The organism is Mesorhizobium sp. B2-5-4 (genome assembly GCF_006441095.1).
GTDB classification, from domain to species: Bacteria; Pseudomonadota; Alphaproteobacteria; order Rhizobiales; family Rhizobiaceae; genus Mesorhizobium; species Mesorhizobium salmacidum.
In genome coordinates, this window is the sequence record NZ_VFUR01000004.1 from 119955 (window position 1) to 145366 (window position 25412).

The following is a 25412-nucleotide window of genomic DNA, read 5'->3' on the forward strand; positions in this document are numbered from 1 at the left end:
CGGCGAACGCATGCATGTCGCCCAGAACCGCCAAGTGGTTTGGGACGACTGCATCCACGAATTTGCCCTTCCAACCCCCGGGGAACTCAGGCCATGGCAACAGCAGCGGCGGCGTCCAACAAGCTCGAATCCTTTTTCGAAACCACTTTGGAAGATGCCGATCCGGAGATATTCGGCGCCATCCGCAACGAACTCGGTCGCCAGCGCCACGAGATCGAGCTGATCGCCTCGGAGAACATCGTCTCCCGCGCCGTGCTCGAGGCGCAGGGGTCGATCATGACCAACAAATATGCCGAGGGCTATCCGGGCAAGCGCTACTATGGCGGCTGTCAGTTCGTCGACGTGGCCGAGGAACTGGCCATCGAGCGCGCGAAAAAGCTGTTCGGCTGCAACTTCGCCAACGTCCAGCCGAATTCCGGCAGCCAGATGAACCAGGCGGTGTTCCTGGCGCTGCTGCAGCCCGGCGACACCTTCATGGGTCTCGACCTCAATTCCGGCGGCCATCTCACCCACGGCTCGCCGGTCAACATGAGCGGCAAATGGTTCAAGGTCGTCTCCTATGGCGTGCGCAAGGACGACCACCTGCTGGACATGGACGCCATCGAGAAGACCGCGCACGAGACTAAGCCGAAGCTGATCCTGGCCGGCGGCACAGCCTATTCGCGCATCTGGGACTGGAAGCGCTTTCGCGAGATCGCGGACGCGGTCGGCGCCTATCTGATGGTCGACATGGCGCACATTGCTGGCCTCGTTGCCGGCGGCGTGCATCCCTCGCCCTTGCCGCACGCCCATGTGGTGACGACCACCACGCACAAGTCGCTGCGCGGCCCGCGCGGCGGCATGATCCTGTGCAATGACGAGGACATCGCCAAGAAGATGAACTCGGCGGTGTTCCCCGGCCTGCAGGGCGGTCCGCTGATGCATGTCATTGCCGCCAAGGCAGTGGCCTTCGGCGAAGCGCTGAAGCCGAGCTTCAAGGTCTATGCCGAAAGCGTTGCCGCCAACGCCAAGGCGCTGGTTTCCAGCCTCAAGGAAACGGGCCTCGACATCGTCTCCGGCGGCACTGACAACCACCTGATGCTGGTCGACCTCAGGCCCAAGAACGCCACCGGCAAACGCGCCGAAGCGGCCCTTGGCCGCGCCAACATCACCTGCAACAAGAACGGCATCCCCTTCGACCCGGAAAAGCCCTTCGTCACTTCGGGTGTGCGGCTGGGCACGCCGGCCGGCACCACGCGCGGCTTCGGCCAGGCCGAATTCCGTGAGATCGGCAAGCTGATCGCCGAGGTGCTGGATGGGCTTAAGGTCGCCAATTCCGACGAAGGCAATGCCGCCGTCGAGGCGGCGGTCAAGGCCAAGGTCGTTGCATTGACCGATCGATTCCCGCTCTATCCCTATCTCGGTTGACCATCCTTATCCCGGTTGACCATCCTATCTCGGTTGACCGGGCGCGACGCGTCATCTTTTATCCACCGGCGGTGCGTCACCCCTGATCGGGTGACGCATGGAACTGGAGAATTGATGATGCGCGATTTTTGTCTTGCCTCACTTGGCGCCTTCGGTTGGCTGGCTGCTTGCGGGTCCGTTTTGGCGCAGACGCAGCCCGCTCCGGACATGCCCGCCACCAGCAGTTTCGGCCGATGGACGACCATGGTCGATACGCTCGACACCGGCCAGGATGCGCACAAGACCTGCGCGGCCTCCACGGCGTTCTTCGACGCGGGTGGCAATTCGGGCACGCTGACATTGTCGATCTCGACCGGCGACGTGCTGCCGCCCGATGCTTATCCGGCCATCATGATCACCATCGACAACCGGACCCTGCCGGCCGACAAGAAGATCGCGGCCATCTTCGGCGATCCGGGCGTCAAGGTTTCCGCGACGGTTTACTCCAACGATGCCGTCAATGGCCGTCCCACCTGGACGATCGACAACCAGGCCAAGACAAGTCTGGCGTTGCTGCGGGCCATGCGAAAAGTCACATCGCTCGACGTCACCTTCGGCAAGCAGGCCGTCGCCAGCATTCCGATGGACGGTTTCACAAAGGCCTATCGCAATCTCGGCACGTCTTGCGGCTTCCCAACCAAGGATGTTGCGCCTTAACGGCTTGGCTGGAGCAAGGGGGCCATGGACATCCTCTGGAAAGGCGTGGTCGGCGGGCTGGTGACAGCCCTGATCGTCTGGGCGTCCAAGCGGGGCAATGTCTTGCCCGGGATCCTGCCGCTGGCGCCGACCTTTGCCGTCATCGCGTTGCTCGCTGTCGGCGCCAAGGGCGATCCAGGCGGATTCCGCGATGCCTGCCTTGCCGGAATGAAGACGATTCCGGCCTATCTCGCCTTCCTCGGCGCCTGCTGGCTGTTCATCGACAAGGTCGACTATCGCCTGGCTGTTGCCGGCGGCATCGCAGTCTGGCTGCTTGCCGCGCTGGCAATCTTCCTCGCGCCTCGCTATCTCTGAGGCGCGGCAGGCCGTCGAAGAAACGGAACTGCTTCAATCCGGACCGGAAAGGCTCTAAGCCTTTTCACCTCACCAGATTCGCGAACCCAAGGCTCTCCATGCGCTGTCCCTATTGCCAGTCCGAAGATACGCAGGTGAAGGATTCGCGCCCCGCCGAGGACGGCGCGGCGATCCGCCGGCGGCGTGTCTGCCCCGATTGCGGCGGCCGTTTCACCACGTTCGAACGCGTGCAGTTGCGCGACCTCGTCGTGGTCAAGAAATCAGGGCGAAAAGTGCCGTTCGACCGCGACAAGCTGTTGCGCTCGGTCGAGATCGCGGTGCGCAAGCGCAACGTCGACCCCGAGCGCATCGATCGCGCCGTGACCGGCATTGTCCGCCAACTCGAAAGTTCCGGCGAAACGGAAGTGGCTTCCGGCGAGGTCGGCCGGCTGGTCATGGATGCACTGAAGTCGCTCGACGATGTCGCCTATGTGCGCTTCGCCTCGGTCTATCGCAATTTCCGCGAGGCCAAGGATTTCCACGAACTGCTCGGCGAGCTGAAGGGGGACGACGAAAAGAGCGAAGAGGACGCCGGCTGAGCATGGCAGCACCGCAACGCAGCGAGGCCGAGCAAGCGGCCCTGGACCGCCGTTTCATGGCCGCTGCCTTGCGGCTGTCGCGCAAGAACGCCGGTCGCACCTCGACCAATCCATCCGTCGGCACCATCATCGTGCGTGACGACGGCTCAGGCCCGATGATCGTGGGTACCGGCGTCACCGCGATTGGGGGCCGGCCGCACGCCGAGACCGAGGCGCTGGCGGAGGCCGGCGAACTCGCGCGGGGCGCCACCGCCTATGTCACGCTCGAGCCTTGCGCCCATCACGGCCGCACGCCGCCTTGCGCCAACGCGCTGGTCAACGCCGGCATCGCGCGTGTCGTGGGCGCTGCCAGCGATCCGGATCCGCGGGTCTCCGGCAAGGGGTATGCCATCCTGCGTGACGCCGGTGTCGAAGTGGTGGAAAAGGTCTTGGCCACCGAAGCTGCCGAACAGATGGCGGGCTATTTGATTCGCTCTCTGAGAAAACGCCCGGAAGTTATCCTGAAGCTTGCGCTTTCCAGCGACGGGAAGATCGGCATGGAAGGCGCCGGCCAGGTCGCGATAACAGGCGACATGGCGCGCCGCGAAGTCTACCTGATGCGCGCCGAGGCGGACGCCATCCTGGTTGGCATCGGCACGGCGCTGGAAGATGATCCGGCGCTGACGGTGCGTTTGCCCGGACTGGAGAACCGTTCACCCGCACGCATCGTGCTCGACCGCCAGGCTAGGCTGCCGGAGGGCTCGAAGCTGGTGTCCGGTGTCGATCGCGTACCGCTCTATGTCGCGGCTTGCCTGGAGGCCGATCCGCAGCGCCGGGCGGCACTCGAACGCGCCGGCGTGCGCTTCATCGGCACGGAGACGCACGAGGGCGGCGTCGCATTGCCCGAACTGCTCGAGGATCTGGCGGCGCTCGGCATGGCAAGCGTGCTGGTCGAGGGCGGTGCCAAGGTGGCGAGCGCTTTCCTAGCCGACGGGCTGGTCGACCGCATCGTGCTTTTCCAGGGACCGGAAGCGATCGGCGAAGACGGCATTGCATCGCCTGTCGATGCCGACCATATCCCGGTGGGTTTTCGCAAGCTGCGCGAGATGCGGTTCGGCGAAGACGGTTACGCCGAATGGATCAGGGATTTTCAGGGATAGCGATCGATGTTTACCGGGATTGTCACCGATATCGGCACCGTGGCCGCCGTCAAGCCGCTGCGGGAAGGGGTGGGGCTGCGCATCGACACCGCATATGATCCCGGGACGATCGCCATTGGCGCCTCGATCTCCTGCGGCGGCGTCTGCCTGACGGTCACGGCGTTGCCCGACAGCGGCTCGAATGCGCGCTGGTTCGAGGTCGAGGCCTGGGAGGAGGCGCTCAGGCTGACGACGGCGGCGGGTTGGGAAACGGGCACCAGGATCAATCTGGAGCGGGCGCTGAAGATCGGCGACGAGCTCGGCGGCCACATCGTTTCGGGCCATGTCGACGGCACCGCCGAGATCGTCGAGCGCAGGGATGAGGGCGATGCGATGCGCTTCACGCTGGACGCGCCGCGCCATCTGGCGAAATTCATCGCGCCGAAAGGCTCCGTCGCGCTCGACGGCACCTCGCTCACCGTCAACAGCGTCGCGGGCACTCGCTTCGACGTGCTGTTGATCCATCATTCGCTGACCGTCACCACCTGGGGCGAGCGCAAGACCGGCGACCGCGTCAATCTCGAGATCGACACCATGGCGCGCTACGCGGCGCGGCTGGCGGAGGCGGCGAAAGAGGGGCTTTGATAGCCTGCGGAACAGGCCGGCCCACGGCAATCTGATACGCCTGCAGACAATCTTCCGCTTGCGATCAAACCGGCTTCGGCCTAAGTCACCGGCGACCCCGGAGACATTTATGGCTGGCACATCCCAACACGGCAAGGCGTTCATTCGTCCCAAGACGAAGGCCCACCTTCTTGTTATTGAGGCGCGCTTTCACGACGACCTTGCCGACGCGCTGCTCGACGGCGCGACAAGCGCGCTCGATGAAGCGGGCGCGACTTACGACGTCGTCACTGTTCCCGGTTCGCTCGAAATTCCCGCGGTGATCACCTTCGCGCTCGACGGCATGGCCGAAGGCGGGACCGGCTATGACGGTTTTGTCGCGCTCGGCACCATTATCCGTGGCGATACCTATCATTTCGACATCGTCGCCAATGAATCCAGCCGTGCGCTCATGGACCTGTCCGTGCAGGACTCGGTCTGCATCGGCAACGGCATCCTGACCACCGAGAACGATGCACAGGCGTGGACGCGGGCCAAACGCTCGGAAGGCGACAAGGGCGGCTTTGCCGCGCGTGCGGCGCTGACCATGATCGCGCTGAAGGAACAATTGGGAGCGCGATCGTGAGCGAACCCGCTTCGCCAGGACAGCCCGCGGTGCGCCACGCCAACAAGCGCGGTGCTGCCCGTCTAGCCGCCGTGCAGGCGCTCTACCAGATGGATGTCGCCGGCAGTGGCGTGTTCGAGATCACCGCCGAGTACGAGGCGTTCCGCCTTGGCAAGGAAGTCGACGGCGCGCTCTATCGCGAGGCGGACGCGCAATGGTTTCGTGCTATCCTGACAGGCGTCGTAGAGAACCAGAAGACCATTGATCCAATTATCCGCCAGGCGCTGACCGACGACTGGCCGCTGTCGCGCCTCGATTCCACGCTGCGTGCCATTCTGCGCGCAGGCGTCTATGAGCTGATGAAGCGCGAGGACGTGCCTGTCGCGGTCATCGTCACCGAATATGTCGATATCGCCAAGGCCTTCTACGAGGAGGACGAGCCGAAGCTGGTCAACGCCGTGCTCGACCGTGTGTCACGCCGTGTGCGTGGCGAGGGCCGCGGCAAGGACGCATCATGACGGCCATTGCCGTCGAGGCGGGCAAGGAGGCGCGGCGCACCGCGCTTATCCTAGCTGCCTCGCAGGCGATCATCGGCTCGGCCGCCCCCATCGCCATTTCCATGGGCGCGCTGGCCGGGCAATATCTGCTCGGCGCCGACAAATCCCTGGCGACGGCGCCGATCACCGGCTTCAATCTCGGCGTGGCGCTCGGCGCCTTGCCCGCGGCGGCCATCATCCGATGGCTCGGCCAGCGGGGCGGCTTCATGACCGGAACCGTCGTCACCGCGCTCGGCGGGCTGGTCGCCACCCTGGCATTGTTCCACGGCAGCTTCTGGCTGTTCGCGTTCGCGCTGCTTGTCATCGGCGTCGGCGGCGCCTTCGTCCAGCAGTTCCGCTTTGCCGCGGCCGACAACGCGCCGCCGGCATTCAAGGCGCGCGCCATCTCCTTCGTGCTCGCCGGTGGCATCATCACCGCCATTCTCGGGCCGCAGATCGTCATCTTCACCCGCGAATTGTTTGCGCCTGTCATGTTTGCCGGTTCTTTCGCCTCGATCCTGCCGCTGGCGGCGGTCGGCGCCATCGTCCTTTCGTTCCTGCGCTTGCCGGCGAGGACCGCGAGCAAGGTGGACGTTGCCGACGGCGATGCCAGACCCCTTTTCGAAATCGTCACAAAGCCGCGTTTCGTAGCGGCGCTCTTCTGCGCCGTCGGCAGTTACGCGCTGATGAGCTTCGTCATGACCGGCGCGCCGCTCGCCATGGTTGGCTGCGGCCTGTCCGAGGACGATGCGACGCTGGGCATCTCCTGGCATGTCATGGCGATGTTCGGGCCAAGCTTCTTCACCGGCTCGCTGATCCATCGCTTCGGCGCCGAGCGCGTTGTCGCCACCGGCCTGCTGTTGCTGACCGGCTGTGCCGTCGTTGCCTTGTCGGGCCTGGCGCTGTGGCAATTCTGGACGGCGCTGATCCTGCTCGGCCTCGGCTGGAATTTCGCCTTCATCGGCGCCACCGCCATGGTGGCGGCCAGCTACAACCCGTCCGAAAAGGGCAAGGTGCAGGGCTTCCACGACTTTGTCCTGTTCGGCTCCGTCGCCTGCGCGTCGCTGATGTCGGGCATGGTCTACAACGCCTGGGGCTGGACGATGCTCAACTGGATGATCTTTCCTGTCGCCGCACTTTGCTTCGTGGCACTCGGCGCGCTGAAGATAACGAGCTTGCGGCCGGCCTGACGCCAATTTGAAAGTTATGCGTCCGGCGGCAGGACCTGAAGCACCCGCGCTATGAACATATGGAACTCAGCCATATAATTGCGCAGGAAGTCTTTGGTGGATTCAACCGTCACCTCGCCCTCATCCGTGATCAGCCCCGGCGTGAACTGGATATAGGCTTCGGGCGCATTCATCTGCGGCGAGTTGCAGAAACTCAGAACGCTGCGCAGGCTTTGTTGGGCGACGGCGGTCGCGATGGCGCCCGGCGATGTTCCGATGACGGCGGACGGTTTGCGCGCGAATGAATTCTTGCCGTAGGGGCGACTGGCCCAGTCGATTGCGTTCTTCAGTCCGCCGGGGATCGAGCGGTTGTACTCCGGGGTGACGAACAGCACGGCCTGGACGGAGGCGATCGCCTTTTTGAAAGCCTGGGCGGCCGGTGGGAAATTGGCGTCGTAATCGTAACTGTAGAGCGGCAGATCCTTGAAGCCGATTTCCGTCATTTCGAGCTCGGGAGGGGCAAGTTGAACGAGCGCCTTCGCGAGCTTGCGGTTGATGGATTCCCGGGCAAGGCTGCCGATGAGATAACCGACCTTGTGTATGGCCATGACACGCTCTCCCTGTTTGCCGCCCACCCCTCGCGGCATTATTCACCGGAAGGCGGCCGATCGCCAGCCCGCCGTTGCCGCCGCGCCGAAATCGGCGCGTTTGGAACAAAAATATTGCGCTGATCCGCCTTCTTATGAAACCGTATGCCCCGACTGGCCATTGAAGCCATGCTCATATGCGCCCACCGCATTCCGGTTCACAGCAAGGGGTTTTCACAATGTTTTCAGTCAAGGTTCTGGCCAGCGCGGCAATGGCGCTCGCGCTCACGGCGGCTTCCGCGAGCGCTCAGGTCGTCGTCTCCTCGAAGATCGACACCGAGGGTGGCGTGCTCGGCAACATTATCCAGCTCGTCCTCAACACCAACAACATCAAGACCACGGATCGCATCCAGCTCGGCGGCACGCCGGTGGTGCGCAAGGCGATCACCGCCGGCGAGATCGACATCTATCCCGAATACACCGGCAATGCCGCCTTCTTCTTCGAGAAGGCCGATGATCCCGTGTGGAAGGACGCCGCCAAGGCTTATGAGACGGCCAAGAAGCTCGACTACGACGCCAACAAGATCGTCTGGCTGTCACCGGCGCCGGCCAACAACACCTGGGCGATCGCCCTGCGCAAGGAAGTGACTGACGAGAACAAGCTCGTCACGCTGTCGGACTTCGGCAAATACGTCTCCGGCGGCGGCAAGGTGGTGCTGGCGGCCTCCGCCGAGTTCGTCAATTCGGCGGCAGCCCTTCCGGCCTTCCAGACCACCTATGGCTTCACGCTGAAGCCTGACCAGCTGATCACCCTCTCGGGTGGCGACACGGCAGCGACCATCGCGGCGGCCGCCAACCAGACCAGCGGCGCCAATGCCGCCATGGTCTACGGCACCGATGGCGGCATCGCGCCATCGGGCCTCGTCGTGTTGACCGACGACAAGGGCGTGCAGCCGGTCTACCAGCCGGCGCCGATCATCCGCGAATCCGTGCTGAAGGAGCACCCGGAGATCGAGACGCTGCTGAAGCCGGTGTTCGCCAAGCTCGATCTCGTCACGCTGCAGGAGCTCAATGGACGCGTGCAGGTCGGTGGCGAGCCGGTCAAGGGCGTCGCCGAGGACTTTTTGAAGAAGAACGGGTTTTTGAAATAGCTACGCGTCGATAAGTGACGTCAGTGCGAGGCGCGTCATGACCATCCGCTTCGACAAACTCGGCGTGGTCATCGCCGCGCTCGCTGCTTACGCCGTGTTTCTCGCACCATTCGCCACCTTCCGCGCCAACCGCATCGTTCCCGGTCAGGCGCGCTCGATTCTCGAAGCTCTGCCGGCAATGACCGGTCCGCTGCTTTCGGCGATCCTCGTACTGGCCGCCCTTGTCGCCCTGTTCAGGACGCCGCTCATCTTGCGCCTTGCAGCCAGCGTCGTGGCGCTTGCCGCGCTGACGCTGCTCATCGGTGTCGCCGGCACATTCCTCACTCCGGCCGGCAATACCTTTGCCCGGGTCTCGCCGGCCTCCGGCTTCTGGATTCTCATCTTCGCCTTCACGCTTTTGCTCGCCGACGTGCTGACCAGGCTCAACCTGTCGCCCTGGCCGCGCGTCGGCGTGCTTGTCGTCGCGGCGCTGGCCATCGGTTTGCTGCTGATTTCGGGACGCTGGGACAGCCTCTCGATCCTCAAGGAGTATTCCAACCGCGCCGACAGCTTTTGGGCCGAAGGCTCCAAACATGTGACCCTGGCGCTCGGCTCATTGCTTGCCGCCGTGATCGTCGGCCTGCCGCTCGGCATCCTGTGCCATCGTGTCGAAAGCCTGCGGGCCGGCGTCCTCAACGTCTTGAACATCATCCAGACCATTCCTTCGATCGCGCTGTTCGGCCTGCTGATCGCGCCGCTTGGCTGGGTCGCAACCCATGTGCCGGGAGCCGCCGCGCTCGGCATCAGGGGCATCGGCACGGCACCCGCCTTCGTCGCGCTGTTTCTCTATTCGCTGCTGCCGGTGGTGGCCAACACCGTGGTCGGCCTTGCCGGCGTGCCGCGTGCCGCCAACGACGCGGCGCGGGGCATGGGCATGACCGATCGCCAGCGCCTGTTCGGTGTCGAGTTTCCGCTGGCGTTTCCGGTGATCCTGACGGGCATCCGCATTGTCCTGGTGCAGAACATCGGCCTTGCCACCATCGCCGCGTTGATCGGCGGCGGCGGTTTTGGCGTCTTCGTGTTCCAAGGCGTCGGCCAGACGGCGATGGACCTGGTGCTGCTCGGCGCGGTGCCGACCGTGGCGCTCGCCTTCGCCGCCGCCATCATCCTCGACGCGGTAATCGAAATGACCGCCACCAAGCGCAGGGTTGAAACGGCATGATCGAGATCGAAGGCATCACCAAGCGCTATGACGCGACGACAGTCGTCGACAACGTCTCGATGGTCATCGAGCCGCGCACGGTTTGCGTCATTGTCGGCACTTCGGGTTCCGGCAAGACGACGCTGCTGCGCATGATCAACCGGCTGGTCGAACCAACCGCCGGCGTCGTCAAGCTCGACGGCGCCGACAATCGATCGGTGCCCGGTTACGAACTGCGGCGCAGCATCGGCTACGCAATCCAGGGCCACGGCCTGTTTCCGCATCGTACCGTGGCGCAGAACATCGCCACCGTGCCGGTGCTGCTTGGCTGGGACAAGGCCCGCATCAAGGCCCGCGTCGATGAATTGATGACGCTCTACCAGCTTGACCCCCGGGAATTCGGGCCGCGCTATCCGCACGAACTGTCCGGGGGCCAGCAGCAGCGCGTCGGCGTGGCCCGCGCACTTGCCGCCGAGCCCAACGTTCTTTTGATGGATGAGCCGTTCGGCGCGCTCGACCCGATCATCCGCACCAAGGCGCAGGAGGATTTGCTGGCGATCCAGAAGCGCTTCGGCACCACCATCATCCTCGTTACCCATGACATGGAAGAGGCCGTGCACATGGGCGACAGGATCGCGGTCATGGACGCCGGCAAGCTCGTGCAATATGCAGGGCCGGCGGAGATCCTGGCGAAGCCGGCCAATGCTTTTGTCGAGACGCTGGTCGGCGCCAGCGAAAGGCCATTCAGGCTGCTGTCGCTGGGCCGGGTGCGCGATGCGGTGGAGCAGGGCGCCGCCGAAGGCGAGGCGATCCCCGGCGACGCCAGCCAGCGTGACGCGCTCGCGGAACTTCTCTGGTCCGGCAGACCGGCGCTGCCGGTCAAGGGCACCGACGGCAAGCCGATCGGCCGCGTCACCGTGGACGGCCTGGTCAAGCGGGCGGCGAGGCCGTCATGAAAGCCTGGCTGCCTCTGCTGCTCAGGCTTGCGCTTGTGGTGTTGCTTGTTGCCTTCACCACCAGCCCGGGTTGGTTCGAGCCGTTGCTGAAGCCGCTGACCGAAAACAACGCTCCCGTCATCTACAATCAAGGCAGCCTGCTGACGCTGACGCTGCTGCATCTGCGCACCGTGTTGATCGCGACCGTCGCGGCCACCATCGTCGCTGTGGCGCTCGCCATCCTGGTCACCCGGCCCGCCGGCGCTGAATTCCTGCCGCTGTCGCGCAGCCTGGTCAACATCGGCCAGACCTTTCCGCCGGTGGCGGTGCTGGCGCTCGCCGTGCCGGCGGTGGGCTTCGGCGAGAAGCCGACGCTGATCGCGCTGTTTCTCTATGGTCTGCTGCCGATCTTCGAGAACGCGCTCACCGGACTGACGACGTTGCCGGCCAATGTCGTCGAGGCTGCGCGTGGCGCCGGCATGACCGGCTGGCAAAGGCTCACCAAGGTCGAACTGCCGCTCAGCGCGCCGATCATCCTTGGCGGTATCAGGCTGTCGGTGGTGATCAGCCTGGCCACGGCCACCATCGGCTCGACGGTGGCGGCCAGGACGCTCGGCGAGGTGATCATCGCCGGCTTGCTGTCGAACAATCTGGCCTTCATCCTGCAGGGCGGTCTGATCGTGGCGGCGCTTGCCGTGCTGATCTATGACGGACTGTCGGCCGTCGAGCGCTACGCGGCGCGGCGCATGGGCAGAGAGGCGGACTGACCGTGCCCGATGGTCGGGACGATTTCAATCGATCTAACCGCCGAGAGATCGCGACGGACACTCGCCAGCATCGACTTTTGGGCGAAAGCCGGGCAAAAATCGAACCATATCTTGACGTTCGCAGCCCTGTTTCGCATACACCGATGCGAAGAGGGGGATTCCATGCACGGGATTCCGTCTTTGTCTCAACGGCCCAGGGAGGGGTTCTTTTGGGCCAACAATCGAGGAAAACCCGGCAATGACCATAATTTCCGCCGTCATCGCCTGCGGCTTGCTTTCTGTCCTTTACGCCATATGGGCGACACGTTCGGTCCTTGCGGCCGATCAGGGCAATGCACGCATGCAGGAAATTTCCGCAGCCATTCGCGAAGGCGCGCAAGCCTATCTGGCACGCCAGTACACCACCATCGCCATCGTCGGCGTCGTCGTGCTCCTCCTCGCCTGGTGGCTGCTGTCGATCACCGCCGCCATCGGCTTCCTGATCGGTGCCGTTCTGTCGGGCGCCGCCGGCTTCATCGGCATGCATGTTTCGGTGCGGGCCAATGTGCGTACCGCGCAAGCGGCTTCCAACAGCCTTGCCGCCGGTCTCGACATCGCTTTCAAGTCGGGCGCCATCACCGGCATGCTGGTTGCGGGCCTGGCCCTGCTTGGCGTTTCGATCTACTACCTCATCCTCACCCATTTTCTCGGCCTCCAGCCCAATGACCGCATCGTCATCGACTCGCTGGTCTCGCTCGGCTTCGGCGCTTCGCTGATCTCGATCTTCGCCCGTCTCGGCGGCGGCATTTTCACCAAGGGCGCCGATGTCGGCGGCGATCTGGTCGGCAAGGTCGAAGCCGGTATTCCGGAGGATGATCCGCGCAATCCGGCCACCATCGCCGACAATGTCGGCGACAATGTCGGCGACTGCGCCGGCATGGCCGCCGACCTGTTCGAGACCTATGCGGTGACGGTCGTCGCCACAATGGTTCTCGCCGCCATCTTCTTCGGCGGCACCGCTGTCCTCGGTGCGACAATGCTGTATCCGCTCGCCATCTGCGGCGCCTGCATCCTCACCTCGATCGTCGGCACCTTCTTCGTCAAGCTCGGCTCCAACGGCTCGATCATGGGCGCGCTCTACAAGGGCCTGATCGTGACCGGCCTTCTATCGGTCGTTGGCCTCGGCGTCGCCACCTCGGCCACGCTCGGCTGGGGCGAGGTCGGCACCGTTGCCGGCATGACCATCACCGGCAAGAACCTGTTCATCTGCGGCCTCATCGGCCTTGTGGTGACCGGGTTGATCGTGGTGATCACCGAATACTACACCGGCACCAACAAGCGCCCGGTCAACTCGATCGCCCAGGCATCGGTGACCGGCCACGGCACCAACGTCATCCAGGGGCTGGCAGTCTCGCTGGAATCGACGGCGCTTCCGGCAATCGTCATCGTCGGCGGCATCATCGCCACCTACCAGCTCGGCGGTTTGTTCGGCACCGCGATTGCCGTCACCACCATGCTCGGCCTCGCCGGCATGATCGTGGCGCTCGACGCCTTCGGCCCGGTCACCGACAATGCCGGCGGCATTGCCGAAATGGCCGGCCTGCCCAAGGAAGTGCGTCACTCCACCGACGCGCTCGACGCGGTCGGCAACACCACCAAGGCGGTGACCAAGGGCTACGCCATCGGTTCGGCCGGTCTCGGCGCGCTGGTGCTGTTCGCGGCCTATTCGAACGACCTGAAGTTCTTTGCCGCCAATGGCGACAAATATCCCTACTTCCAGGGCATGGGCGAAATCTCCTTCGATCTCTCCAATCCTTACGTGGTCGCCGGCCTGATCTTCGGCGGCCTCATTCCCTACCTGTTCGGCGGTATCGCCATGACAGCCGTCGGCCGCGCGGCGGGCGCCATCGTCGAGGAGGTGCGCAAGCAGTTCCGCGAGGATCCGGGCATCATGGCCGGCACCTCGAAGCCGAACTACGCGCGTGCGGTCGATCTCCTGACCAAGGCGGCGATCCGGGAGATGATCATCCCGTCGCTGCTGCCGGTGCTGGCGCCGCTCGTCGTCTATTTCGGCGTGCTGTTGATCTCGGGCTCGAAGGCGTCCGCCTTCGCCGCGCTCGGCGCCTCGCTCCTTGGCGTCATCGTCAATGGCCTGTTCGTCGCGATCTCGATGACTTCGGGCGGTGGCGCCTGGGACAACGCAAAGAAGTCGTTCGAGGACGGTTTCACCGACAAGAACGGCGTCAAGCACCTGAAGGGTTCCGAGGCGCACAAGGCTTCGGTGACCGGCGATACAGTCGGCGATCCCTACAAGGACACCGCCGGCCCTGCGGTCAACCCGGCGATCAAGATCACCAACATCGTGGCACTCTTGCTGCTGGCCGTGCTCGCGCACGGCTGAACGGCAACGATTGAATCTGAAAATCCGCGGGAGCGATCCCGCGGATTTTTCATTTGATGGGTTGCTGCGACCAGGAACGGGATTTCGTGTCTCGCCGGTTGCCACAAAATTTCAGCATTTCATCCTGTCACGGTCTGCCGGTCGGGTGTCCCGGTCGTCGTCCAGCCATCCGGCATCGCACGGTCGTCACTGCTCATGTCCAAGCTCCCCAGCTTGGCGGTTTGATACGGGTTTGCACCACCACTGGCGAGCCGGACCGGCCAAACAAAAACCCGTGGGATCGCTCCCACGGGTTTTCGGCCGCCTGAGACATTTCTGTTCCCCAAAGCCAGGGAAGCAGGATCTAGGGAAGCAGGAAGCTAAGGATCAGGGGGTGCCGCCGGGAATGCTGGGCGCCAGCTTGCTCGCGCCGTTGATGATCTGGCTGAGGAAGTTCTGGTCCTTGCCGCCGGTCGGCGTGGTGCGCGAAATGAAGTCGAAAATCTTACCGTCCTTCAAGCCGTATTTGGCGATCTGGGTGACGCGGCTGTCCGGGCCGAAATAGACCGCCAGCACCTTCTGGTCGACCAGCCTCGGCTTGTCGAAGGCGACGTAGCGCTTGCGCGTCTGCGAGATATAGTAAAACGCCTCGTTGTCGAAAGTCGCCGTGGTTGACGGCGTGCCGAGCGCCAGAAGCACCTGCTCGCGGCTGGAACCGACCGGCACAGAATCGATCGCCTGCTGATCGAGGACGTAGCCTTGCGTGAACGTCTCGCTCGGACTGAGGTCGCCGATCATCTTATTGGTGTGGCATGCAGACAGCGCCGCTACGATAGCCAGCAGCGAGATCGCACCGGCAGGCCTGAAAGTGAAAGTCGACTTGAAATTCAGCGCGCGCAACAACAATTCTCCATTCCATCGCCGCAACTTGCGCTGGGCCGCAAAACCGGTAAACCAGCTTGCTTGCCGATGCAACAAGGCCAATTCAACAAACGGTCCCCGGAGACCATCCCCATGTTCCAGCGCCTTTTTGGCCGCGAACGCCACGCCAACCGCACCATCACCGACGCGCTCTACGCACAAATCGTGGCGGCGGCGCGGCAGACTGTTTTTTATTCCCACTGGAATGTGCCTGACACGCCGCTTGGCCGTTTCGAGATGCTTTCGCTGCACATGTTCCTGGTCCAGCACCGCTTGCGCGGCGAGGACGGCGTGGCGCAGGAGATCGCGCAGGTGCTGATCGACGAGTTCTTCCTCGACGTCGATCATTCGCTGCGGGAACTGGGCATTGGCGACGTGGGCGTGCCAAAACGCATGAAGAAACTGGCGAGGATGTTCTATGGCCGCACCGCCGCCTATGATGATGCGCTGGAACGAAACGATCATGATAGTCTGACCGCGGCACTTACCCGTAATGTCCGTCCCGACGCCGGCGCTTGGCCGGAAGCGTCCCGTTTGGCCGGGTATGTCGCCGATGCCAGCCGGCAGCTGAGTGCGCAGCCGACCGAATCGATCGTTGGCGGCACTGTGGCATTTCCAGGGGCCAACGGAGGCTAATCGATGAAACACGCGGATATGCAGAGTCCGGTATCCTTTTTCGCCAATGTCGCCCGGCTGCCGCAAAAGGGGCTGCCCGTGGTGATCGAGGCCGACCCCGCGCAGCGCGCCGCACTCGCCGAGGCGCACGGGCTGCTGTCGGTCGAAGCCTATCGCGCCGAACTGCTCGTTACGTCGTGGAAGCGCAATGGCGTTAAGGTCAGCGGCCGTGTCGAGGCAGACATCACCCAGGCCTGCATCGTCACGCTCGACCCCGTCCAGGCGCATATCGACGAACCGGTCGAGGCACTGCTCTTGCCTGAGGACTCCAAGCTCGGACGGCAGGGATTCGAAAGCGCCGGCGAGATTCTGCTCGACGCCGACGGGCCCGACAGTCCCGAGACATTTTCAGGCGACACCATCGATGTCGGGGCGCTTGCCGAACAGTTCTTCGGATTGGCGATCGACCCCTATCCGCGCAAGCCCGGCGCCTCGCTTGGTGCCGGTGACGACACCGGATCGGCCGAGAATGAATTTCAGCAAAAACTGCGATCCTTGCTGGGAAAATCCTGAAAACCTTGCCCGCGACGGAAAAGTCGGTTGTGCGGCAGCCTAAAACCGCTATTTTCGCCGAACCTTTGCGACCGCTAAAACGACTTGCCGCCTAACCGTGAGATGAATACCGCGTGATCAGGATTTCCATCGATGCCATGGGCGGCGATCACGGACCAACCGTGGTCATTCCAGCGCTCATGACGGTCGCGACCCGCCGTCCCGACATCCGCTTCGTCATCTATGGACGTGAGGAACTGGTGCGCCCGGAACTCGCCAAGTTTCCCAAATTGGCTGAGGTCAGCGAGTTCTTCCACTGCGAGATCGCGGTCAGGATGGACGACAAACCGAGCCAGGCGCTGCGCCATGGCCGCTGGAAATCGTCTATGTGGAAAGCGGTCGAGGCCGTCAAGTCGGGCGCCGCGGATGCATGCATCTCCGCCGGCAACACCGGCGCGCTGATGGCGATGTCGAAATTCTGCCTGCGCACCATGGCCACCATCGAACGTCCGGCGATTGCGGCATTGTGGCCGACATTGCGTGGCGAGAGCGTGGTTCTGGACGTGGGCGCCACCATTGGCGCCGACGCGCACCAGCTCATCGATTTTGCCATTCTCGGCACCGGCATGGCGCGTTGCGTATTCGGCGTCGCCAGGCCCACGGTCGGGCTGCTCAATGTCGGCGTGGAAGAGATCAAGGGCCAGGAGGAGGTCAAGGAAGCGGGGCGCATGTTGCGCGAAGCCAACATGGCCTCGATGAACTACCATGGCTTTGTCGAAGGCGACGACATCGGCAAGGGCACGGTCGACGTTGTGGTGACGGAAGGCTTCGCCGGCAACATCGCGCTGAAGACGGCGGAAGGCACCGCGCGCCAGATAGGTGGCTATCTGCGCGCCGCGATGAGCCGCACCCTGATGGCCAAGATCGGCTATGTCTTCGCCAAGGGCGCCTTCGACCGCCTGCGCGAAAAGATGGATGTCGGCCGCTCGAATGGCGGCGTGTTCCTGGGGCTGAACGGCATCGTCGTCAAAAGCCATGGCGGCGCCGATTCGGACGGTTTCGCCGCGGCGATCGAACTCGGCTACGACATGGTGCGCAACAATCTGCTCGACCGCATCGAGGCCGACCTCGATCTGTTTCATGCGCGCAACCCGCATGCCCTGACATCTAGGAAATCCGACGTCGTTACCGACGCAAAGGAATAGGAAAGAATTTTGATCAGATCAGTTGTGCGCGGCACGGGCGCCGCGCTGCCCCGCCGCATCATGAAGAATGCCGATTTTGAAGGCATGGTCGAGACGTCCGACGAGTGGATCGCCCAGCGCACCGGCATCCGCCAGCGCCATATCGCGGCTGACGACGAGACGACGGCTTCCCTTGGCGAGGCCGCGGCGCGCGCCGCGCTTGCCGATGCCGGATTGACCCCGGACGATATCGATCTGATCGTGCTGGCGACCTCGACGCCCAACAACACGTTCCCCGCCACCGCCGTCGAGATCCAGAACCGGCTCGGCATGCAGCACGGTTTTGCCTTCGACATGCAGGCGGTATGTTCAGGCTTCGTCTATGCGGTGACGACAGCCGACCTCTATATCCGCGGCGGCTTGGCAAAGCGCGTGCTGGTGATCGGCTCGGAAACCTTTTCGCGCATCCTCGACTGGAGCGATCGCTCGACCTGTGTGCTGTTTGGCGACGGCGCCGGTGCGGTCGTTCTGGAGGCAGGCGAGGGGGCCGGCACGATCGCCGACCGGGGCGTCCTGGCGGCCAGCCTGCGTTCCGACGGCGCGCACAAGGAGAAGCTTTTCGTCGACGGCGGGCCGTCGACGACGGGAACAGTCGGCCATCTGCGCATGGAAGGCCGCGAGGTCTTCAAGCACGCGGTCGGCATGATCACCGATGTCATTGAGACGACCTTCTCGGCCGCTGGTATTACCGCCGACGATCTTGACTGGTTCGTGCCCCACCAAGCCAATAAACGGATTATTGACGCTTCAGCAAAAAAGCTTGGGATAGCCGAGCAAAAGGTGGTGGTCACCGTCGATTTGCACGGTAACACCTCGGCTGCTTCCGTACCGCTGGCGCTGTCGGTGGCCGTCGCCGACGGCCGCGTCAAGAAGGGTGACCTGGTGCTCCTGGAGGCGATGGGCGGCGGCTTCACCTGGGGCGCCGTTCTGGTTCGCTGGTAAGTGGAGAACGGTCCGGTTTCGGTCCTTGACCTTGCCGGATCAATTACTTAGGCTCTGCCGTTGTTGTGCCGATTTTACGCTTGAACTGATGGGACGGTCGCATGGGGGGAAAAACACTTACGCGCGCCGACCTGGCCGAGGCCGTCTACCGGAAGGTCGGTTTGTCGCGCACTGAATCCGCCGAACTCGTCGAGGCGGTACTGGACGAAATATGTGAAGCGATCGTGCGCGGCGAGACGGTTAAGCTGTCGTCCTTCGCGACGTTTCATGTCCGCTCCAAGAATGAGCGCATCGGACGCAATCCAAAGACCGGCGAGGAAGTACCGATCCTGCCGCGCCGGGTGATGACCTTCAAATCGTCCAACGTGTTGAAGAACCGCATTTTGCGTTCTCACCAGAACAGCAAGGCCAAGGGCGGTAAATAGCCTCCATTGCACGGTTGAAAAACCGACCCGCCGAAACAGCGGGCTTGAATATTGCTTCACAAACCGCTGAAATAAGGCCCGATTCGGCAGCATGGCCGGATTGGTGTTCTGGCGTATGATCGATTCCGCGCTGGCGGAACAAGCTCTTCTTCGTTGAGCGTGATCTCGTCTGAAGACCGTTCCGGGCCACGCTCCAGCGTGAGGATTTCGCCCATGGACAAGAGCCCTGACGCCTTCCGCACCATCAGCGAGGTCGCGGAAGACCTCGACCTGCCGCAGCATGTGCTGCGTTTCTGGGAGACGCGCTTCAACCAGATCAAGCCGATGAAGCGCGGCGGCGGCCGTCGCTATTACCGGCCGCAGGATGTCGAACTGATCAAGGGCATCCGCCATATGCTGTATGACCAGGGCTACACCATCAAGGGCGTGCAGAAGCTGCTGCGCGAAAACGGCAATCATTTCCTGGTCGCTATCGGCAATGGCGACATGGCCGCCGTCGAGGCGATTTCGCAACGCAAGCAGGCCGACCAGGTGCCGCTGACGCCGGCATCCCAGCCGCGCGGCGGAGATGACGAACTGGTTGGCCAGCCAAGGGTCAAGCCCAGCCGCCGCTTTTTCGGCCTGGGCAAGAGCGACGAGGAAGGTCCGGTTGCGCCGGACGCGTCGAAACTCTCGCGTGACAATCGCGCGCTGCTGCAGGAGGCGTTGTTCGACCTCCTGGAATGCAAGCGCCTGCTTGACCAGGTGCGCTGACCGGGGGGCCAGTGCCTTCGACGCCTCGAAAACCGGAACCGGCGGTCGGGTGAGGCGTTAAGTTTCCTTCTACAAGACAAGGAAACGCATGATGGCATCATATTCAACCCTGTCGGACATCGACCTCGAAAAGCAGGTCGCGGCTCTCTCGAGGGAACTCGCGGCGTTGCGCAAGGCAGTGTCAAAGCGGGGTGGCGCTTATTATGAAGACGGCCGTGATGCTGCTCTTGATACATATTCGGATCTTGCGGAGCGCCTGCGCGATGCCATGCCGGCAATCCGCAAACAGGGCAGGGTGATTGAGAAATCGGCACGCGACCATCCGGCGGCCGCCGTCGCGGTCGGCCTTGTCGTGCTCGGCCTGGCCGCCAGCCTGCTGTTCAGCCGGCGCTGACTGCTACCCCGGCACAAGGGGAACTCGCCTATCCACGGACGCCATTCCCTTGTTGTCGCTAGCTGGACTGGCGCTGCTACAGTTCGAGTACCGGTCGTCCGGCTTGGCATTGCTGACCAGGAGAAGACCAGCCTTGAACAAGAAACCAAGGCCGGTCTTCTCGTTGGCGGTCTGCTTAGGCCTTGTTGCCCATCTTCTTCATGTGGTGATGATGATGATGGTGATAGCGGTGATGGTAACGATGATGGTAGTGGTGACGATGGTGATGATGCTTTGCCATTGGGGCCGCGTCCGCGCTCGTCGCGCCGACCACCGGCACCGCGAAAGCGATTGCTGCTGCAAGCCCGAGGGCCGAGAGGAGGGACTTCTTCATTGGATCGTTTCCTTTTTTCGCAGGCAGGTATCAATCGGGCCGATATCCCGACCGCCGCGAATGGAATTACGCTCCTGAATTTTTTCCTCAGTATTTCCCGATTGTAGAATCTTCTTTCTGAACTGTTTCCGAGGAAACCGGCTTCCTGCTCGACAATCGCCAGGGCCGAAAGCCGGCTGTTTTGGCCTACATCGGCGGGATCACACCATTGTTGCCCACCACGACGCGGCTGGCGCTGAGCGTGCCGTCAGCCTCGCGCTGCCCGGTAACGAAGACGGCCGCGCTTGGCTTGAGATCGGTCGGCGCGGCCGGCGCGAAGGTCACGACAGGCGTGCCGTCGGGTATGGAGATCTTCTTCGTCCGCCCATTGTCGTAGGTTAGCGTCACGGCCCGCCCGTTTATGTCGGTGACGTCGGCGACGGTTCCGTTTGTCATGCGGCTGTTCGGCTCCAGGTCCCAGGGGCGGTCACCCTCGCCAGTGCTTTTCAAGGCCGCGGGAAAGACCACCACTTCGAGCGCGCCGCTGCCGCCGTCAGCCTTGGAGACAGAGGCGATGCCGAGGAAATCGCCCTGCTTGATGTCCTTTACCGATGCGCTTGCGACGCCTGAAAGCTTCCAGCCGTCTTTCAGTTTGATGGCGGAAGTATCGCCCTGACGAGTTTTCACGGTCAGCAGCGACGGCTCGAAGCTGACCACGGTGCCGCGCACGCGCAATGTGTCCGCGGCCTGCGCGCTGGGCACAGCGACGCCGGAAAGCATCGAAATCGTGCCGAGCACGAGGAGGGGTGTCTTGAGGTTCATGGGGTGTCCTTTGGCAAAGACTGGCTGGAAAGGGATGGCTTCACGCCAGCGACATCGAGATAACGAACGGGTGGGTCGAAAATGCCGGGCAAAAGCCGCTCGGGCGTTCAAAACAACTTGATCGGGACAGGGCTAGGCAGCGCTTGGCAAATCGCCGGCGAGAGGGCATCTTCCTGCTCGTCTCAGGCAACATCCCATTTTGATCAAACGCTTTCAGCCAACGGAGTTGCCAATGCCCAAAAATGCAAAAAGCCACGCCCTCTCCGAACCATTAGCAAACGAGATCGGGCCAGATTACAACACCCTCAGGGCGATGCGGGAAACGCGCGGATACAGCCTCGAAGCGCTTTCGCTGACCTGCGGCCTCTCGGTCGACGAGATCGAGGACATCGAGAGCGGCCGGGCGGCCGACCCGGCGAAGCTGCGTCGTATCGCGTCCGCGCTTCGTTTGCCCCAGGACGCTTCCCTTGCTTCCGCCGCACCGACGCTGGCCGCACAAGGCCGGCCTCAGGCATAGATCGGCGACCGGCATGCGCAAGAAACCCGCCAAGGCCTGCTTGGCGGGTTTCTTGTTGACGCCATGGCGTTCTCCGGCAGGCCGGGCTTGCCGATTTGCAAGTCACGCGTGTTTATACGTTCGGCATCCAAATTCGCGCCGATCGCATCTGCCTTGCATCGGGTCTGAACCGTGAGTTTTTCGATATGAGCCTGGACTCCGTTGGTGCTTTCTTCGCGGCTCACGCGCCTGATATCGAGGTCATTGTCACGCAATCGAGTTCGGCGACGGTGACGATGGCGGCGGAAGCGCATGGCGTCCTGCCGGCGCAGATCGCCAAAACGATCTGCCTTCGCGTCGGCGAGCGTACCATGCTGATCGTGACCAGCGGCATCGCCAGGCTGGACAATCGCAAGTTCAAGGACCAGTTCGGCGGCAAGCCACGCATGCTGGACGCACAAGAGGTTGTCGCGGCCACGAGCCATCCGGTGGGCGGTGTCTGCCCGTTCGGCCTGCCGGCGCCGCTGCCGGTCTATTGCGACGTCTCGCTGCGCGAATTCGCTGAGGTCGTACCCGCCGCCGGCGCCACCAACGCGGCGGTGCGCATCGGGCCACAGCGCATGGTTGAGCTCGTCGGCGCGGAGTGGGTGGATGTGTGCCAGGCCTAGCGCCGGATCCAATCCAGAGCTGAGCCGCGCAGAATGGGCAGTTCGAGAATGAGGGGATGCGGCAGAGGCGGACTTTTGGGGGCAAGTCCTGCTTTAAAATGGTCGGAGTGGCCGGATTCGAACCGACGACCCCTTGACCCCCAGTCAAGTGCGCTACCGGGCTGCGCTACACTCCGGACCGGTCGCGATGTATCTTGATAACCCGGCTCGGGTCAACCGATTTCCGCGATAATTATCTTGCCGCGATCGCGGGCTCGAATGAGACCTACGATAGCGGGCGTAACAGCCGCTGATGGCGGTATTCCAGGGTGATGGCGCCCCTGACTAGGCCGAGCGGCAGATACATATGGCGCCAATGGTCGATGTCGATGAAGGTGCCGGGCCCGATATTGCCGATGAAGGCGACATAGGCGCATAGCAGGTAGGCTGCCACGGCCGGTCGCGCAGCAGGATGCGGAATCCGGCCGCCGTAAGCGAAATCCTCAGGCCGAACAGAGCCCAGATGGCGATCAACCGGCCATGTAGATTTGGTAAGGCGCCGGCTCGCCGAGTGACGAAGCCCGACAGAAGAGGAGGGTCAGCGCACGCGGCGGATCATGGCTGATCGCGCTCAATAGGCGTTTTCCGTATTGAGCAGGCGGATCGGTGTCAGGAACAGGATCCGCAGATCGAACAGCAGCGACCAGTTCTCGATGTAATAGAGGTCGTATTCGGTCCGCATGCGGATCTTCTCATTGGTGTCCATCTCGCCGCGCCAGCCATTGATCTGCGCCCAGCCGGTGACCCCTGGCTTGACCTTGTGGCGCGCGAAATAGCCATCGACCACCTCGTTGTAGAGAAGGTTGTGCGACTGCGCGGCAATGGCGTGCGGGCGCGGACCGATGAGCGACAGCGAGCCGAGCAGAGAGTTGAAGAACTGCGGCAGCTCGTCGATCGAGGTCTTGCGGATGAAGCGGCCGACACGGGTGACGCGCGGATCGTTCTTGGTCACCGTCTGCTTGGCGGTCGGATCCGACCGGTCGGTATACATGGAGCGGAACTTGTAGACCTCGATGATCTCGTTGTTGAAGCCATGCCGCTTCTGCTTGAACAGCACCGGTCCCTTGCTGTCGAGCTTGATGGCGATCGCCGTGGCCAGCATCACAGGCGAGAACGCGACGATGCCAATGACGCTGAAGATGATGTCGAAAGCGCGCTTGGCGACCGAGTCCCAGTCGTTGATCGGCTTGTCGAAAATGTCGAGCATCGGCACCGAGCCGATGTAGGAATAGGCGCGCGGACGGAACTGCAGCGCATTGGAATGGGCCGACAGTCGGATGTCGACCGGCAGCACCCAAAGTTTCTTCAGCAATTGCAGGACGCGCGATTCGGCGGTCAGCGGCAACGACACGATCAACATGTCGATCCGGGCGATGCGGGCGAATTCGATCAGTTCCGAAATGGTGCCGAGCTTGGGATAGCCGGCGACGAGGGCTGGCGAACGCTTGTCGTTGCGATCATCGAAGATGCCGCAGATGCGGATGTCGTTGTAGGGCTGCTTTTCCACCGAGCGGATGAGCACTTCCGCCGCCTTGCCGCCACCGACGATGACGGCGCGCCGTTCCATGCTGCCATCGCGCGCCCAGCGCCGGATCAGCTTCGACATCAACAGCCTGAGACCGAAAAGGCAGACGAAGGCAACGATGAACCACGTGCCGAACAGCAGGCGCGAATAATCTTGTGACATCTTCATGGTGAACGCCGTCAACGCCATCAGGGCGAAGGTGCCGGCCCAGACCAGCAGGATGCGCCCAAAATTGGTGATCGGCCGCATCAGGGACACCACCTGGTAGCAATCGGTGACATCGAGCAGCACCACTGCGAGGAACGACGCGGCGGCTATCGTCAGCGGATATTGCCAGGCGAGGTAATTGAAGAAACCGACATAGTAGAAATAGACGCAGAGCCCCGAGAGCAGCAGCACCGCGAATTCGACCATGCGCAACACGCCGCTGACCATGATCGGCGACATCGTGTCGCGCCGGTATTGCGACGCGACCTGCCGGGCAACGTCGTTCATGCCGCCGGGCTTGTCGCCATCGGCAGGGCCGTCGAATTGACGCACCGCTTCTGATGAAAAGCGATGCGCGGGGTCGATCTCGTTCATGGAACAGTCCGCAAGCTTCCCAAGAGTTGTTAGCAAAAGAGAGCTAAGAAACCCTTGAAACAACCTGTGGCTTTGGAAGAGCCTGAACTACCTTTCGAGCGCGGCGAAGTCATTGGCCTCGCCGCGGCAAGTGTCTCCAGCACGGCGACGACCCGCGCTTCCGTCAGGCCGCGCACGTGCCGGAAAATTGCTCCGACGGGTGAGCGAAGCGGTGGACGATCCTGAGTTGCCCGTCACGCTGTTCAGAACAGGCGTTCGCGGACGTAGACGGTATCGCCCGGCAGCAGCGGATCGGAGGTGACCACGCGGCCCGTTATCACCTTGCCGTTGATGTCGCGGGTGATGTCGACGCTCTCCTGGTTGGCGCGTGGCGTGAAGCCTCCGGCGATGGCGATGGCCTTCTGCACAGTCAGGCCGGGCACATAGGAATACTGGCCGGCGGCGCCCACCTCACCCATGACGAAGATCGGCCGGTAACGATCGATCTCCACCGAGACGTCAGGGTCGCGCAGGTAGCCCTGCCGCAGTTTATCGGCGATCTCCTTTTCCATCTGCTGCGCGGTGTGGCCACGTGCCGGTATGGCGCCGACGAGCGGGAAGGAGATGTAGCCGGACTGGTCGACGCTGTAGCTATTGGTCAGGCCCTCCTGCTCGAACACGGTGACGCGGACGCGGTCGCCGGCGCCGAGGCGATAGGGCTGGTCGAGGACCTCGTGAAAGGCGGCCGGCGTCGGCCGGTAGCTGGAGCAGCCCGCGAGCAACGATACGGCAAGCAGTGCGCGAAAAAGGGAAGCAGTGCTTTGCATGGCCGGACAGGTACCTTCGACTGGCCGCTGCGGCATCGCAGCAAACATCTGGGATCGGGTCCGTTATCATCCTGTTAGGGTTAATGGCCGGTAAAGGAGCGCGCCAATGGCGATCAAGCAGACAAGGTTTTGCGATTTTATCGATTTTTTTGCCGTCGCCCGCCGGTAAACCTAATGAAGCTTACCGTGATCTTAACGGCTGAGTTACCAT

29 protein-coding genes, 1 tRNA gene and 1 pseudogene are annotated in these 25412 nt (G+C 63.1%); 23 read left to right on the plus strand and 8 right to left on the minus strand.

All coding sequences use genetic code 11. The features are described from left to right. Nucleotides 1–93: 93 nt before the first annotated feature. From glyA to FJ492_RS06695, 9 genes are all read left to right on the plus strand, one after another. Entirely contained in the window at nucleotides 94–1407 is a 1314-nt protein-coding gene (glyA, locus tag FJ492_RS06655; RefSeq protein WP_140506519.1) for a serine hydroxymethyltransferase, read from the plus strand. Between the two features lie 114 nt (nucleotides 1408–1521). Then, a complete protein-coding gene (locus FJ492_RS06660) occupies nucleotides 1522–2103 on the plus strand; it encodes a hypothetical protein (protein ID WP_246675917.1) in 582 nt (193 codons plus the stop codon). Nucleotides 2104–2127: 24 nt separating this feature from the next. Next, nucleotides 2128–2457, plus strand: a complete 330-nt coding sequence (locus tag FJ492_RS06665) for a GlpM family protein (RefSeq protein ID WP_140769125.1) — start codon at nucleotides 2128–2130, stop codon at nucleotides 2455–2457. Nucleotides 2458–2555: 98 nt separating this feature from the next. After that, on the plus strand, nucleotides 2556–3035 hold the full coding sequence (gene nrdR / locus FJ492_RS06670; protein WP_140715215.1) for a transcriptional regulator NrdR: 480 nt from the start codon (nucleotides 2556–2558) through the stop codon (nucleotides 3033–3035). 2 nt (nucleotides 3036–3037) lie between these two features. Then, complete coding sequence (ribD, locus tag FJ492_RS06675) at nucleotides 3038–4174, plus strand: bifunctional diaminohydroxyphosphoribosylaminopyrimidine deaminase/5-amino-6-(5-phosphoribosylamino)uracil reductase RibD (protein ID WP_140769127.1); 1137 nt, start codon at nucleotides 3038–3040, stop codon at nucleotides 4172–4174. Nucleotides 4175–4180: 6 nt separating this feature from the next. Continuing rightward, on the plus strand, nucleotides 4181–4798 hold the full coding sequence (locus tag FJ492_RS06680; protein ID WP_140769129.1) for a riboflavin synthase: 618 nt from the start codon (nucleotides 4181–4183) through the stop codon (nucleotides 4796–4798). 109 nt (nucleotides 4799–4907) lie between these two features. After that, nucleotides 4908–5402: a 6,7-dimethyl-8-ribityllumazine synthase gene (gene ribH / locus FJ492_RS06685; RefSeq protein ID WP_140506511.1), complete on the plus strand. Its 495-nt coding sequence runs from the start codon at nucleotides 4908–4910 to the stop codon at nucleotides 5400–5402. Beyond that, nucleotides 5399–5899 (plus strand): transcription antitermination factor NusB, encoded by a 501-nt coding sequence (gene nusB, locus FJ492_RS06690; protein WP_015318243.1) that lies wholly within the window; start codon nucleotides 5399–5401, stop codon nucleotides 5897–5899. Before ribH ends, nusB begins: the two co-directional genes overlap by 4 nt. After that, nucleotides 5896–7107 (plus strand): MFS transporter, encoded by a 1212-nt coding sequence (locus FJ492_RS06695; protein ID WP_140506509.1) that lies wholly within the window; start codon nucleotides 5896–5898, stop codon nucleotides 7105–7107. Before nusB ends, FJ492_RS06695 begins: the two co-directional genes overlap by 4 nt. A 14-nt stretch (nucleotides 7108–7121) precedes the next feature. Here FJ492_RS06695 and FJ492_RS06700 read toward each other — a convergent pair whose 3' ends face one another. Next, a complete protein-coding gene (locus FJ492_RS06700; protein ID WP_140506581.1) occupies nucleotides 7122–7694 on the minus strand; it encodes an NADPH-dependent FMN reductase in 573 nt (190 codons plus the stop codon). Between the two features lie 218 nt (nucleotides 7695–7912). On the opposite strand from FJ492_RS06700, the gene FJ492_RS06705 reads away from it, so the two are divergent. The 5 genes from FJ492_RS06705 (at nucleotide 7913) to FJ492_RS06725 (ending at nucleotide 14086) form a co-directional block, all read left to right on the plus strand. Then, the gene (locus FJ492_RS06705) at nucleotides 7913–8824 is read left to right on the plus strand and encodes an ABC transporter substrate-binding protein (RefSeq protein WP_140769131.1); all 912 of its coding nucleotides are present in this window, start codon (nucleotides 7913–7915) and stop codon (nucleotides 8822–8824) included. Nucleotides 8825–8861: 37 nt separating this feature from the next. Continuing rightward, nucleotides 8862–10025: an ABC transporter permease gene (locus FJ492_RS06710; RefSeq protein ID WP_140749532.1), complete on the plus strand. Its 1164-nt coding sequence runs from the start codon at nucleotides 8862–8864 to the stop codon at nucleotides 10023–10025. Then, a complete protein-coding gene (locus FJ492_RS06715; protein ID WP_140506503.1) occupies nucleotides 10022–10960 on the plus strand; it encodes an ABC transporter ATP-binding protein in 939 nt (312 codons plus the stop codon). The genes FJ492_RS06710 and FJ492_RS06715 overlap by 4 nt, the downstream gene beginning before the upstream one ends. Next, nucleotides 10957–11706 carry an ABC transporter permease gene (locus FJ492_RS06720; protein ID WP_140506501.1) on the plus strand — a complete coding sequence of 250 codons (750 nt, stop codon included), beginning with the start codon at nucleotides 10957–10959 and terminating at the stop codon, nucleotides 11704–11706. Before FJ492_RS06715 ends, FJ492_RS06720 begins: the two co-directional genes overlap by 4 nt. A gap of 238 nt (nucleotides 11707–11944) precedes the next feature. Beyond that, a complete protein-coding gene (locus FJ492_RS06725; RefSeq protein WP_140506499.1) occupies nucleotides 11945–14086 on the plus strand; it encodes a sodium-translocating pyrophosphatase in 2142 nt (713 codons plus the stop codon). 366 nt (nucleotides 14087–14452) lie between these two features. Here FJ492_RS06725 and FJ492_RS06735 read toward each other — a convergent pair whose 3' ends face one another. Further along, nucleotides 14453–14965, minus strand: coding sequence for an outer membrane protein assembly factor BamE (locus FJ492_RS06735; RefSeq protein WP_140506497.1), 513 nt, complete (start codon nucleotides 14963–14965; stop codon nucleotides 14453–14455). 114 nt (nucleotides 14966–15079) lie between these two features. Here FJ492_RS06735 and FJ492_RS06740 point away from each other — a divergent pair, with 114 nt between their 5' ends. From FJ492_RS06740 to FJ492_RS06770, 7 genes are all read left to right on the plus strand, one after another. Further along, nucleotides 15080–15622 (plus strand): ubiquinol-cytochrome C chaperone family protein, encoded by a 543-nt coding sequence (locus FJ492_RS06740; RefSeq protein ID WP_140769133.1) that lies wholly within the window; start codon nucleotides 15080–15082, stop codon nucleotides 15620–15622. A 3-nt stretch (nucleotides 15623–15625) separates the two neighbouring features. Next, a complete protein-coding gene (locus FJ492_RS06745; RefSeq protein WP_140506493.1) occupies nucleotides 15626–16174 on the plus strand; it encodes a DUF177 domain-containing protein in 549 nt (182 codons plus the stop codon). 113 nt (nucleotides 16175–16287) lie between these two features. Further along, entirely contained in the window at nucleotides 16288–17358 is a 1071-nt protein-coding gene (plsX, locus tag FJ492_RS06750) for a phosphate acyltransferase PlsX (protein ID WP_140506491.1), read from the plus strand. Nucleotides 17359–17367: 9 nt separating this feature from the next. After that, nucleotides 17368–18339, plus strand: a complete 972-nt coding sequence (locus FJ492_RS06755) for a beta-ketoacyl-ACP synthase III (protein ID WP_140769135.1) — start codon at nucleotides 17368–17370, stop codon at nucleotides 18337–18339. Nucleotides 18340–18440: 101 nt separating this feature from the next. Next, on the plus strand, nucleotides 18441–18764 hold the full coding sequence (locus FJ492_RS06760; RefSeq protein WP_010915609.1) for an integration host factor subunit alpha: 324 nt from the start codon (nucleotides 18441–18443) through the stop codon (nucleotides 18762–18764). 213 nt (nucleotides 18765–18977) lie between these two features. After that, nucleotides 18978–19517, plus strand: coding sequence for a MerR family transcriptional regulator (locus tag FJ492_RS06765; RefSeq protein ID WP_027143593.1), 540 nt, complete (start codon nucleotides 18978–18980; stop codon nucleotides 19515–19517). A gap of 91 nt (nucleotides 19518–19608) precedes the next feature. After that, nucleotides 19609–19911 (plus strand): hypothetical protein, encoded by a 303-nt coding sequence (locus FJ492_RS06770; protein ID WP_027143594.1) that lies wholly within the window; start codon nucleotides 19609–19611, stop codon nucleotides 19909–19911. Nucleotides 19912–20086: 175 nt separating this feature from the next. On the opposite strand, the gene FJ492_RS06775 is transcribed toward FJ492_RS06770, so the two are convergent. Continuing rightward, nucleotides 20087–20284: a hypothetical protein gene (locus tag FJ492_RS06775; protein WP_140715194.1), complete on the minus strand. Its 198-nt coding sequence runs from the start codon at nucleotides 20282–20284 to the stop codon at nucleotides 20087–20089. A gap of 186 nt (nucleotides 20285–20470) precedes the next feature. Continuing rightward, nucleotides 20471–21085 (minus strand): hypothetical protein, encoded by a 615-nt coding sequence (locus FJ492_RS06780; protein WP_140769137.1) that lies wholly within the window; start codon nucleotides 21083–21085, stop codon nucleotides 20471–20473. A 232-nt stretch (nucleotides 21086–21317) separates the two neighbouring features. Between FJ492_RS06780 and FJ492_RS06785 the strand changes: the two genes are divergently transcribed. Together FJ492_RS06785 and FJ492_RS06790 are read left to right on the plus strand one after the other, a co-directional pair. Then, nucleotides 21318–21602, plus strand: a complete 285-nt coding sequence (locus FJ492_RS06785; RefSeq protein WP_140506483.1) for a helix-turn-helix transcriptional regulator — start codon at nucleotides 21318–21320, stop codon at nucleotides 21600–21602. 185 nt (nucleotides 21603–21787) lie between these two features. Continuing rightward, the gene (locus FJ492_RS06790; RefSeq protein ID WP_140749744.1) at nucleotides 21788–22249 is read left to right on the plus strand and encodes a YbaK/EbsC family protein; all 462 of its coding nucleotides are present in this window, start codon (nucleotides 21788–21790) and stop codon (nucleotides 22247–22249) included. Between the two features lie 99 nt (nucleotides 22250–22348). On the opposite strand, the gene FJ492_RS06795 is transcribed toward FJ492_RS06790, so the two are convergent. The 4 genes and pseudogenes from FJ492_RS06795 to FJ492_RS06810 form a co-directional block, all read right to left on the minus strand. Beyond that, a tRNA-Pro gene (locus tag FJ492_RS06795) sits at nucleotides 22349–22425 on the minus strand. Nucleotides 22426–22514: 89 nt separating this feature from the next. Next, a pseudogene (locus FJ492_RS06800) lies at nucleotides 22515–22717 on the minus strand (hypothetical protein); the annotation flags it as partial. A 142-nt stretch (nucleotides 22718–22859) separates the two neighbouring features. Next, nucleotides 22860–24395: an undecaprenyl-phosphate glucose phosphotransferase gene (locus FJ492_RS06805; RefSeq protein ID WP_140769139.1), complete on the minus strand. Its 1536-nt coding sequence runs from the start codon at nucleotides 24393–24395 to the stop codon at nucleotides 22860–22862. 242 nt (nucleotides 24396–24637) lie between these two features. Beyond that, a complete protein-coding gene (locus tag FJ492_RS06810) occupies nucleotides 24638–25201 on the minus strand; it encodes a polysaccharide biosynthesis/export family protein (protein ID WP_027143601.1) in 564 nt (187 codons plus the stop codon). Between the last annotated feature and the right edge of the window lie 211 nt (nucleotides 25202–25412).

Excerpts from the sequence above, each read along its gene's own strand:
- ribD (WP_140769127.1), top strand. The coding sequence starts at position 3,038 with ATGGCAGCACCGCAACGCAGCGAGGCCGAGCAAGCGGCCCTGGACCGC.
- FJ492_RS06770 (WP_027143594.1), top strand. The coding sequence starts at position 19,609 with ATGGCATCATATTCAACCCTGTCGGACATCGACCTCGAAAAGCAGGTC.
- ribH (WP_140506511.1), top strand. The coding sequence starts at position 4,908 with ATGGCTGGCACATCCCAACACGGCAAGGCGTTCATTCGTCCCAAGACG.
- FJ492_RS06695 (WP_140506509.1), top strand. The coding sequence starts at position 5,896 with ATGACGGCCATTGCCGTCGAGGCGGGCAAGGAGGCGCGGCGCACCGCG.
- FJ492_RS06740 (WP_140769133.1), top strand. The coding sequence starts at position 15,080 with ATGTTCCAGCGCCTTTTTGGCCGCGAACGCCACGCCAACCGCACCATC.
- FJ492_RS06705 (WP_140769131.1), top strand. The coding sequence starts at position 7,913 with ATGTTTTCAGTCAAGGTTCTGGCCAGCGCGGCAATGGCGCTCGCGCTC.
- FJ492_RS06680 (WP_140769129.1), top strand. The coding sequence starts at position 4,181 with ATGTTTACCGGGATTGTCACCGATATCGGCACCGTGGCCGCCGTCAAG.
- FJ492_RS06710 (WP_140749532.1), top strand. The coding sequence starts at position 8,862 with ATGACCATCCGCTTCGACAAACTCGGCGTGGTCATCGCCGCGCTCGCT.
- FJ492_RS06765 (WP_027143593.1), top strand. The coding sequence starts at position 18,978 with ATGGACAAGAGCCCTGACGCCTTCCGCACCATCAGCGAGGTCGCGGAA.
- nrdR (WP_140715215.1), top strand. The coding sequence starts at position 2,556 with ATGCGCTGTCCCTATTGCCAGTCCGAAGATACGCAGGTGAAGGATTCG.
- FJ492_RS06810 (WP_027143601.1), bottom strand. The coding sequence starts at position 25,201 with ATGCAAAGCACTGCTTCCCTTTTTCGCGCACTGCTTGCCGTATCGTTG.
- FJ492_RS06660 (WP_246675917.1), top strand. The coding sequence starts at position 1,522 with ATGATGCGCGATTTTTGTCTTGCCTCACTTGGCGCCTTCGGTTGGCTG.
- FJ492_RS06780 (WP_140769137.1), bottom strand. The coding sequence starts at position 21,085 with ATGAACCTCAAGACACCCCTCCTCGTGCTCGGCACGATTTCGATGCTT.
- FJ492_RS06665 (WP_140769125.1), top strand. The coding sequence starts at position 2,128 with ATGGACATCCTCTGGAAAGGCGTGGTCGGCGGGCTGGTGACAGCCCTG.
- FJ492_RS06715 (WP_140506503.1), top strand. The coding sequence starts at position 10,022 with ATGATCGAGATCGAAGGCATCACCAAGCGCTATGACGCGACGACAGTC.
- FJ492_RS06760 (WP_010915609.1), top strand. The coding sequence starts at position 18,441 with ATGGGGGGAAAAACACTTACGCGCGCCGACCTGGCCGAGGCCGTCTAC.
- FJ492_RS06720 (WP_140506501.1), top strand. The coding sequence starts at position 10,957 with ATGAAAGCCTGGCTGCCTCTGCTGCTCAGGCTTGCGCTTGTGGTGTTG.
- FJ492_RS06775 (WP_140715194.1), bottom strand. The coding sequence starts at position 20,284 with ATGAAGAAGTCCCTCCTCTCGGCCCTCGGGCTTGCAGCAGCAATCGCT.
- FJ492_RS06745 (WP_140506493.1), top strand. The coding sequence starts at position 15,626 with ATGAAACACGCGGATATGCAGAGTCCGGTATCCTTTTTCGCCAATGTC.
- glyA (WP_140506519.1), top strand. The coding sequence starts at position 94 with ATGGCAACAGCAGCGGCGGCGTCCAACAAGCTCGAATCCTTTTTCGAA.
- FJ492_RS06790 (WP_140749744.1), top strand. The coding sequence starts at position 21,788 with ATGAGCCTGGACTCCGTTGGTGCTTTCTTCGCGGCTCACGCGCCTGAT.
- FJ492_RS06785 (WP_140506483.1), top strand. The coding sequence starts at position 21,318 with ATGCCCAAAAATGCAAAAAGCCACGCCCTCTCCGAACCATTAGCAAAC.
- FJ492_RS06700 (WP_140506581.1), bottom strand. The coding sequence starts at position 7,694 with ATGGCCATACACAAGGTCGGTTATCTCATCGGCAGCCTTGCCCGGGAA.
- FJ492_RS06725 (WP_140506499.1), top strand. The coding sequence starts at position 11,945 with ATGACCATAATTTCCGCCGTCATCGCCTGCGGCTTGCTTTCTGTCCTT.
- FJ492_RS06805 (WP_140769139.1), bottom strand. The coding sequence starts at position 24,395 with ATGAACGAGATCGACCCCGCGCATCGCTTTTCATCAGAAGCGGTGCGT.